We start from the raw sequence: 8079 nt of genomic DNA, 5'->3' as shown, positions 1-8079 counted from the left end.
TAGCTTCCCCCCCCCCCCGATTTAGGTTAGGCGCAGTATGATGGGCTGACATTTAGTATCCTTAAATAGTAAAATGGCTTTAAAGCACTAGGGTAAGTTTGCGATTGTAGCACAATGCTTCTTATGGTGTTGTTTTACTCCTAGTAATTTTATGGTAGAATCCCAGCTTGCGAGAAAGTCTTAGATCTTAGGTAGGAGTTGTTATGAGTGTGCTTTTTATCACCATTGAAATTCTTTTAGCAGTCATTATTGTGGGCGTTGTCTTGCTACAAAAATCAAGCTCACTTGGACTTGGAGCATACAGCGGGAGTAACGAATCGCTCTTTGGCGCGAAAGGTCCAGCAGGGTTTCTAGCGAAATTGACCATTGTCCTAGGACTATTGTTTTTGGCAAATACAATTTTTCTAGGCTATCAGCTCAATACACAGCAGCAAAAAAGTGTCTTTGACACAGCAAAGCCGGTAGAATCCACACCGCTTAATGCCCCATTAAACGCCCCGCTAGATTCTGGGCTTAATCAGCCCCTGCAAGGCACGCTAACCCAACCAGAACAATAATCAACTTCTAAGGATAAAGTATGACACAAGACATCATTGCACGCACCAAATCCCATATGGAAAAATCGCTAGAATCTTTACGCAAGGATTTTAGCACCTTGCGTAGTGGCAAAGTCTCTGTAAGCGTGCTAGATAATATTCGTATAAATTACTATGACATCCCTACTCCACTCAATCAAGTAGGCTCTGTCATTGCTCAAGATGCAAGTACGATTGTCATCACGCCATGGGAAAAATCCTTACTAAAAGATATAGAAAAGGCGATCCAAGAAGCAAATATTGGGGTTAATCCAAACTCCGATAGCGAATGCGTCAAGCTATTTTTCCCGCCAATGACCCAAGAGCAACGCAAAGACATAGCCAAGGAAGCGAAAGCTATGGGCGAAAAGGCAAAAATCGCCGTGCGCAATATCCGCCAAGATGGCAATAATCACATTAAAAAGCTTGAAAAAGACAAGCAAATCACAGAAGATATAAGCAAAAAAACGCAAGATGATGTGCAAAAGCTCACTGATGAGTTTGTTAAAAAAATCGATGAAATGGTCAAGCACAAAGAAGAAGAGGTTATGAAAATCTAATGCAAGCACTTAACATCGAACAAATCTACAAAGATGCTCACGCACTTTTAAAGGGACATTTTCTCCTAAGTAGCGGAAATCACTCTACCCATTATCTCCAATCTGCCAAAGTGCTTGAAAACCCACAAATAGCAAGTAAGCTAGGTTGTGCGCTTGCCACACAAATCAAAGAAGCTCACATAGAAGCTGATACGATTTGTTCCCCAGCTCTTGGTGGAATTCTAGCAGGCTATGAACTAGCGCGTGCTCTTGGCGTGCGCTTTATCTTTACAGAGCGAGTCGATGGAGTAATGCAACTTCGCCGTGGCTTTGAAGTAGCAAGTGGCGAAAGAGTGATTATCTGTGAGGATATTATCACCACGGGCGGCTCTGCACTAGAGTCCGCTCGGTGCGTGGAGTTCCTTGGAGCAAAGGTTGTAGCCTATGCAGGACTAGCTAATCGAGGGTTTTGCGTGCGCGCTAATAGCAATTTAGCTAGCAAAAAACCAGAATGTCGCCTGCCAGATTCTACTCCGCTCTTTGCCCTAGAAGACTTCATCTTCACAATGTATGACCCAGAAGACTGCCCACTATGTGCGCAAAATCACTCCAAAGCTATTAAGCCCGGCTCTAGGGGCAACTAACCCTCCTATGCCAAACAAACCTGTGTCTAGCAAGCCAAGATTCCGCACAATTAAAAAGCTTTATAAGCAGTCTCAAGCCCTAAACCCAGAACAACGCCCAAGCACCTATAACACAATCGCTAGAGAAATCTTTGTAGCGCGCAGGCTTAAAGCACTGCTTGTTGATATATTTATGATTTACACACCTATTTTATATTGCACATATTGGATTCTAGGAGGTGCGCAAGAGTTTCGACAAAGCCAGCTCGCTATTGCCTTATGCTTTGGAGCTTATGCTGGGATTTGCGCACTCTTTATAGCTAAAAGTGGGCAAACACCGGGCTTGCGCTATGTGCGATTAAAACTTGTTGATCAAAGCTTCCTACCAAAATCTACCACAAACCCACAAGTTGGATTTTGGCGTGCATTTGTGCGGATGTTTGTCTGGGCTTTTTCTTACGCGATTGCAATTGGGTTTATCGTGCCTTTTATTTCAAAGTCTCATCAATGTCTCCACGATAGCCTAATGCACACAAAAATCATCGATGTCGATGAACCCACGCAAAACACTTGAATACAAACACGCTAGGGAAACGACTAGAATTGGCACGCATTTTGCTTAGGTCTTACTAACTTTCAAAAAAAGGATGTTTGATGACAAGTATCACACAGAGAATCAAGACGATGTCAGTTACTACAATCGCAACACTTAATCTCGTTGCTTGTATGGGGACTCAAGAGAGCGTGGGACTTACGCCACCAAGTGCAGATTTTCACCCCACAGGAATTGAGAATCCAGGATTTGGCGGAATAAATCCACCATCAATGATAAATCCTCCTTTAGCAAACCCACTCCCAAGCCCCATTATCGGTAATAACCCTATGGTAGGGGAAGGTGATGATGAAATCGCCCCATCAAAAGGTGGCAATGAGCCTATCATCCAAAATAACCCGAACCTTACTCCAAGCAATATTATCGAATTGCAAGTAACGGGTACTGGTGTCGCTCCGCAGAACTCCATCTCCCCAGCGCAATCCACAGCTCTAGCCAAGCGCGCAGCTATGATTGATGCATACAAGCTCCTTGGTGAAAAAATGTATGGGGTAAAACTCAATGGTCAAGACACTGTGGAAAATATGGCGATCACAAGCTCCACTGTAAAATCCAAAGTCCAAGCCCTTGTGCGGGGTGCAGATGTCGTCAATGTCGATTGTAAATCTGGATTATGCCAAGTAACAATGGAACTTAAACTTGATGGTCGCGTGTGGTATCGTGCGCTTGGTGGGCGATAAGTAGAGTGAAATCTCTTGCTATATCTCTATGTGCTGCTACGCTATCTGCCATTGTTTTTGGTGGATGCACAAATTTGGGGATTTTAGATCTATTTTCTGATAAACCTGTGAGCAAGGATGCTCTCTCACAATACAACCAACAAAAGCAAGAAAACGCCCCAACAAAAGAAGTCGGCAAGCGTGTGCTCTACATCAAATCCCGTATTTTTAACTACTACGATTATGCAACCTTTGCTGTCAACAAGAAGCAAGAAATATTTATTGAGCTTTTTACTGGCGGAAAGGCAATTGGCACACTAGAGGTAAGCAAGCATAGAATCTGCATCCTAAAAGATTGCGTACGCAAGTGGCCCACTGCTAAAGAGTTTTTCGGAAAAGTGAGCTATGGAGATTTATTTGATGATATATTTTTCCAGAGAGATATTTTTGGTGGGATAGGCAAGGTCATAGAGCCTAGTGGTGCGATAGTGCAGAGATTCCAAAAAAATAGTGAGATTATCTACTATCATCGCACTGCCAAGGGCGTTTTGTTTAAAAATATGAGCAATGGCGTCACAGTGTCTCTACATAAATATGAAGAGCCAAAAGTGCCACAAGAAATGGAAGATAACTAGATCTAGCCAAACAAAGCCAAGCGCTTAGTCTAAACATTCTCTGCCACATTGGCTCTGCACAGATGCATCGATAAAAATAATTATACTTGTGGCGATTGAGAATACGAGTGCAAAATCGCGGGGTCTGGCAAGAGACACACTGCAGATGGATCTTTGCCTTCGTAGTCAATTTTACTTAACAGATCACGCGCGATATTGAGCCTAGCAGCCTTTTTATCATTAGAATCCACGATAATCCAAGGTGCATATGGGGTGTGTGTGCGTGAAAACATCTTTTCAAACACGGATGTGTACTCATCCCATAAATCAAGAGATTTGGAGTCAATGGGACTTAGCTTCCACATTCTAAGTGGATCAGTTTTTCTACGCTTGATTCTGCGCTTTTGCTCATCCTGCCCAACATCAAGGAAGTATTTAAAAATCATCGTCCCACTTGAAATAAGCATTTGCTCAAGATTACTTACTTGATAGATAAACTGCTTGTATTCCTCTTGTGTGCAAAATCCCATCACACGCTCTACACCTGCGCGGTTATACCAACTACGATCAAAAAACACAATTTCCCCGCCACTTGGTAAAGTGCTAATATAGCGCGTGAAATACCATTGCGTTTTTTCAATCTCTGTGGGCTTTGGCAGTGCTACAATGCGAAATCCGCGCTGGTTTAAATGCTCTGTGAGTGCCTTGATTGTCCCACCTTTACCCGCTGCATCTCGCCCTTCTAAGATGATGACAATTTTTTGATTGGTTTTTTTGACCCAATTTTGTAACTTCAGTAGCTCAACTTGAAGCTTCTCTATCTCCTTGAGATAAAATTCATCTCGCAAACGCCCATTTTTCTTCTTGTAGATTTCTTCTGTGCGCGATTTATCTGCTTCTGGTCGCAATGTAATCGCCTTTTTTGTCTCTTTTTTACCCTGCATAGCCACTCCTGACAAGATACTGGTCAGGTATTATACGGGATTAACTTGAAAGGTACTTTAAAATTTCCTAAACAAATTTGCTAGAATCTAGCCAACTAAACATACCTTGATGCCACTAATAATGTAAGACTTAAGGAGAAACTACTATGACAAACAATGTAAGCAAAGTGATTATTTTTCTTAACATGGATATAGATTCTGCCGGAGTGCTTTGTGCGGAAATGGTGGTTAAATGTGGCATTTGCTGGGAAAATAAAGATTCTTATGCACGCATACAAGGCACACAGAGGCAAATAGATAATTTTGAGTTATGGGCGTGTGAGTTTTTTAAACAAGAAGTTGTCCTTGGGGAGTGTATAGAATCTATCGCACTAGAAAAGCTTAAAGCACGAGAGCTAACCCTAGCGACTGCTGAGAGTTGTACTGGTGGGCTTATAGGCTATCGATTTACACGCATTAGTGGAGCTTCTAGTGTCTTTATGGGCGGAGTTATTAGCTATGCTAATACAATCAAAGAACAAATTCTAGAAGTATCAAAAAACAGCCTGCAAGACTTTGGCGCAGTTAGCAAGCCTATAGTAGAACAAATGCTACATGGGGCATTGAAAAGGTTTGGGGCAGATGTCGCTATCGCTAGCTCAGGTATCGCAGGACCTAGTGGTGGAAGTAGGCAAAAGCCGGTAGGATCAGTCTTTATAGGAGTGCAAGCTGCTGATAGTTCTCCTATGGTTGAGCAGCACTTCTTCCCCACAAGCAATCTAAACACACCAGCCAAGCATCACCAACCCATAGATTATGCCTCAGCCACACTTTCCTACAATATCACCGCTAGAGAGTATATTCAGCTTGAAGCTTCTACTAAAGCCATAGAAATGCTTATTAAATATCTAAACGATAAATGAATCCTAAGATTTACCACTCTTGACAAAAGATAATAAAAACTTTACAATCTCACTTTTATATTTGACCCGCTAGCTCAGCTGGTAGAGCAATTCCCTTTTAAGGAATGGGCCGTTGGTTCGAATCCAACGCGGGTCACCATATTGTGATCAAGTAGTGGCCCCTTCATCTAACGGTTAGGATACCACCCTTTCACGGTGGCTACAGGGGTTCGAATCCCCTAGGGGTCACCACTTTTTCCTTCTTTATGATTTTCTAGAATTGTGTTGATGTTTGGTCGCTTAGCTCAGTTGGTAGAGCGCCACCCTTACAAGGTGGATGTCACAAGTTCGAGTCTTGTAGCGACCACCATTGATATGGCGAGTTAAATGCTACTTAAGTAAATTTTGGAGCGGTAGTTCAGCTGGTTAGAATACCTGCCTGTCACGCAGGGGGTCGCGGGTTCGAGCCCCGTCCGCTCCGCCACTTCTATCATAGATATAATGTAATTTCACTTAAAAAACTTTGATGAGAACTCCAAATGACCTTAAATACCCTACTAAATCAATTATGTAAATATTGGGGGGGGGGGGGATACTACACACGCTAAGCGAGTAGCCGCTTGCCCATCCAATCATATCTCACTCCATCACCACCCATTTTCTCCCTACTTTAGCGCGATTTATTTGCTCCCTGTTGTCTTGCTGCCATTTTCACCTTTTTATGCCTATATGGTGGGCGTATTTATTATGATTTGTTTTTCTACATATATACCAAAATCTTTTAGAATCCTACTTGGGCTGACACTCTGTCTATCCATCGCAATCATTTTCTCAAGTCGTCTCTACTTTAATCTTGCTCCAGATTTTGATGATGACTTTTCGCGCTATTACCAAAACTATCTTGATGTGTATGATAATCTCCCACAAGCAATGACACAATGGGGTGGCGGATATGAAATAGGGCTACCTGTATTCTACAAACTGCTTGCAATCTTTTTGCCCAAACTTCCGCCGCAATATGTTTTATTCTACACGGCATTATTTGCAACTCTTTTGATGTATATATGGCTTGAAAAATATGGCTCAAAATTTGTGAAAAACTCTCAAAAATCTGCGTTAATTGCTTTTAGCTTATGTATCATTGTGTTTCTATCTACTCTTGGGCTTACTCGACAGGCACTTGCAAGCATTTTTCTACTCTATGTATTTTTTGTCAAGTCGCCCTATTTGAAACTTGTCTTTTTTCTTATTGCCACTAGCTTTCACTTAAGCTCAATCCCCATTGTTTTAGCGTGTTATGTTTTATACTATTTCCCAAGATTTAGCCTAGTGGTCTTTATGGGGTTTTTTAGTGCCTTTTTAATAAGCTCTACTCTTATTAACTCGCATTTAGTCGATGGGGCAAATCTTCTTAATGGTATTTTTCCAAATAGAGTAACTTCCTATATACTCTATTATGTAAGTGCCAATGGATACAACCCCTACTATCTCATTTATACAAATATAATAAAAAACATTATTATGTGCTGCATTGTATTTTCTTTGTTTGTGATTAATGCGAACGACAAGCTAGTTAAGCGATTTAGGGTATTGATTCTTGTAGCTTTTGCTATCTATATAACCAACATTATTCCGGGTAGAGTAGTGATGCTCATAGGTGATACGCTATTTTACTTTATCATATTTGTTGTATTTAGGCACTTTTTCTCCCTAACGCTACTATTCTTTTTCCCCTATTTTCTTAAGCTAATGTATGGGCTACTAACATCTGGCGATCACCCAGAGACTCGGGCATTGGAGCTATTTTTCTCATTCCCAGAATCTAGCCTATATCCATTCTACTACTTTTTCCGAGGAGCATTACTATGAAGCCTTATAATGACTTAGCAATTATCTCTCTCTTCATCAAGCGCAAAAAGTTATTTCTCATCTCTTTGTGTGCTTGCTTGATTCTAGGATCATTTTGGACACATAAGCAAGTAAAAGCCCTACAACAAGAGCAAATATCCTACCACGCAAAACAGGCAAACCCAAGTAGCGAAATGCCCAAAATAGGCTTCATACAATATAACAGATATGGCAATGTATCTCTATCTGAGCAAATCGTTCAAAACATACTCCTAGACTTTTATCAAAAGGACATTATTAGCGATTTCCGCAAAGCTATTGACACACCATTTTTCACCACCTATGCCATATTCTACACGGCAGATAACCCAATCAAACTAATCACTAAATCCCTAGAATCTAACCCAGCGACACAAGAAGTTAAAACAATGCTTAAATTTATCCTATCAAGCCTTGAAAAAGATGAAGCAGCTTATGCAAAAATGGTTATAGAAAATGGATTTTTTAGCATCATTGATGAAGAGATACCATATATAGAAGATCCATCAAAACCCCCAATCAACAAACACTACATCCACTTGGATAAAAACAGGCTTGCCCAAAAAGGCTATAGTATAATCTCCACAGAAATCATCAAAAATCACCAAAGCCTTAATAGCAATAAAATCTGGGTATTTATGATTATTTGTAGCATTATGATTAGCGTGTTTGCTGTATTTCTTGTAGAAAACTTTACAAACTTACGCAAGGAGCTTCGATGACATAAGCCTAAGTAAATATAAA

The 8079-nt window shown here is 41.0% G+C and carries 9 protein-coding genes, 4 tRNA genes and 1 pseudogene; 13 read left to right on the top strand and 1 reads right to left on the bottom strand.

Features of this window, described 5'->3' with window-relative positions; all coding sequences use genetic code 11:
- Positions 1-203: 203 nt before the first annotated feature.
- The 6 genes and pseudogenes from secG to IKB69_RS03660 all read left to right on the top strand — a co-directional run.
- Positions 204-413: pseudogene (secG, locus tag IKB69_RS03685) on the top strand (preprotein translocase subunit SecG); the annotation flags it as partial.
- Positions 414-577: 164 nt separating this feature from the next.
- Positions 578-1135 carry a ribosome recycling factor gene (gene frr / locus IKB69_RS03680; RefSeq protein WP_290946223.1) on the top strand — a complete coding sequence of 186 codons (558 nt, stop codon included), beginning with the start codon at positions 578-580 and terminating at the stop codon, positions 1133-1135.
- On the top strand, positions 1135-1758 hold the full coding sequence (pyrE, locus tag IKB69_RS03675; RefSeq protein WP_290946221.1) for an orotate phosphoribosyltransferase: 624 nt from the start codon (positions 1135-1137) through the stop codon (positions 1756-1758). Before frr ends, pyrE begins: the two co-directional genes overlap by 1 nt.
- Positions 1759-1765: 7 nt before the next feature.
- The gene (locus IKB69_RS03670) at positions 1766-2311 is read left to right on the top strand and encodes an RDD family protein (RefSeq protein WP_290946219.1); all 546 of its coding nucleotides are present in this window, start codon (positions 1766-1768) and stop codon (positions 2309-2311) included.
- Between the two features lie 80 nt (positions 2312-2391).
- The gene (locus tag IKB69_RS03665; RefSeq protein WP_290946217.1) at positions 2392-3030 is read left to right on the top strand and encodes a hypothetical protein; all 639 of its coding nucleotides are present in this window, start codon (positions 2392-2394) and stop codon (positions 3028-3030) included.
- Positions 3031-3035: 5 nt separating this feature from the next.
- Positions 3036-3644, top strand: coding sequence for a hypothetical protein (locus IKB69_RS03660; RefSeq protein WP_290946215.1), 609 nt, complete (start codon positions 3036-3038; stop codon positions 3642-3644).
- Between the two features lie 80 nt (positions 3645-3724).
- Here the strand turns inward: IKB69_RS03660 and ppk2 are convergent, their stop codons facing one another.
- Positions 3725-4567, bottom strand: coding sequence for a polyphosphate kinase 2 (ppk2, locus tag IKB69_RS03655; RefSeq protein WP_290946213.1), 843 nt, complete (start codon positions 4565-4567; stop codon positions 3725-3727).
- Positions 4568-4713: 146 nt separating this feature from the next.
- Between ppk2 and IKB69_RS03650 the strand changes: the two genes are divergently transcribed.
- The 7 genes from IKB69_RS03650 to IKB69_RS03620 all read left to right on the top strand — a co-directional run bounded on the left by IKB69_RS03650 (position 4714) and on the right by IKB69_RS03620 (position 8057).
- Entirely contained in the window at positions 4714-5469 is a 756-nt protein-coding gene (locus IKB69_RS03650) for a CinA family protein (RefSeq protein WP_290946211.1), read from the top strand.
- A gap of 63 nt (positions 5470-5532) precedes the next feature.
- A tRNA-Lys gene (locus IKB69_RS03645) sits at positions 5533-5608 on the top strand.
- Positions 5609-5625: 17 nt separating this feature from the next.
- Positions 5626-5700 (top strand) — tRNA-Glu (locus IKB69_RS03640).
- Between the two features lie 42 nt (positions 5701-5742).
- Positions 5743-5818, top strand: a tRNA-Val gene (locus tag IKB69_RS03635).
- 37 nt (positions 5819-5855) lie between these two features.
- Positions 5856-5932 (top strand) — tRNA-Asp (locus IKB69_RS03630).
- 263 nt (positions 5933-6195) lie between these two features.
- Positions 6196-7317 (top strand): EpsG family protein, encoded by a 1122-nt coding sequence (locus IKB69_RS03625; RefSeq protein WP_290946209.1) that lies wholly within the window; start codon positions 6196-6198, stop codon positions 7315-7317.
- Positions 7314-8057, top strand: coding sequence for a hypothetical protein (locus tag IKB69_RS03620; RefSeq protein WP_290946207.1), 744 nt, complete (start codon positions 7314-7316; stop codon positions 8055-8057). The genes IKB69_RS03625 and IKB69_RS03620 overlap by 4 nt, the downstream gene beginning before the upstream one ends.
- Positions 8058-8079 lie beyond the last annotated feature (22 nt).

It is taken from the genome of Helicobacter sp. (assembly GCF_017502485.1).
Classification (GTDB): domain Bacteria; phylum Campylobacterota; class Campylobacteria; order Campylobacterales; family Helicobacteraceae; genus Helicobacter_B.
Note: the sequence above shows the minus strand (reverse complement) of the source record. Positions and strands in the feature narration are given on the sequence as shown.

Excerpts from the sequence above, each read along its gene's own strand:
- frr (WP_290946223.1), top strand. The coding sequence starts at position 578 with ATGACACAAGACATCATTGCACGCACCAAATCCCATATGGAAAAATCG.
- pyrE (WP_290946221.1), top strand. The coding sequence starts at position 1,135 with ATGCAAGCACTTAACATCGAACAAATCTACAAAGATGCTCACGCACTT.
- IKB69_RS03670 (WP_290946219.1), top strand. The coding sequence starts at position 1,766 with ATGCCAAACAAACCTGTGTCTAGCAAGCCAAGATTCCGCACAATTAAA.
- IKB69_RS03665 (WP_290946217.1), top strand. The coding sequence starts at position 2,392 with ATGACAAGTATCACACAGAGAATCAAGACGATGTCAGTTACTACAATC.
- ppk2 (WP_290946213.1), bottom strand. The coding sequence starts at position 4,567 with ATGCAGGGTAAAAAAGAGACAAAAAAGGCGATTACATTGCGACCAGAA.
- IKB69_RS03650 (WP_290946211.1), top strand. The coding sequence starts at position 4,714 with ATGACAAACAATGTAAGCAAAGTGATTATTTTTCTTAACATGGATATA.
- IKB69_RS03625 (WP_290946209.1), top strand. The coding sequence starts at position 6,196 with ATGATTTGTTTTTCTACATATATACCAAAATCTTTTAGAATCCTACTT.
- IKB69_RS03620 (WP_290946207.1), top strand. The coding sequence starts at position 7,314 with ATGAAGCCTTATAATGACTTAGCAATTATCTCTCTCTTCATCAAGCGC.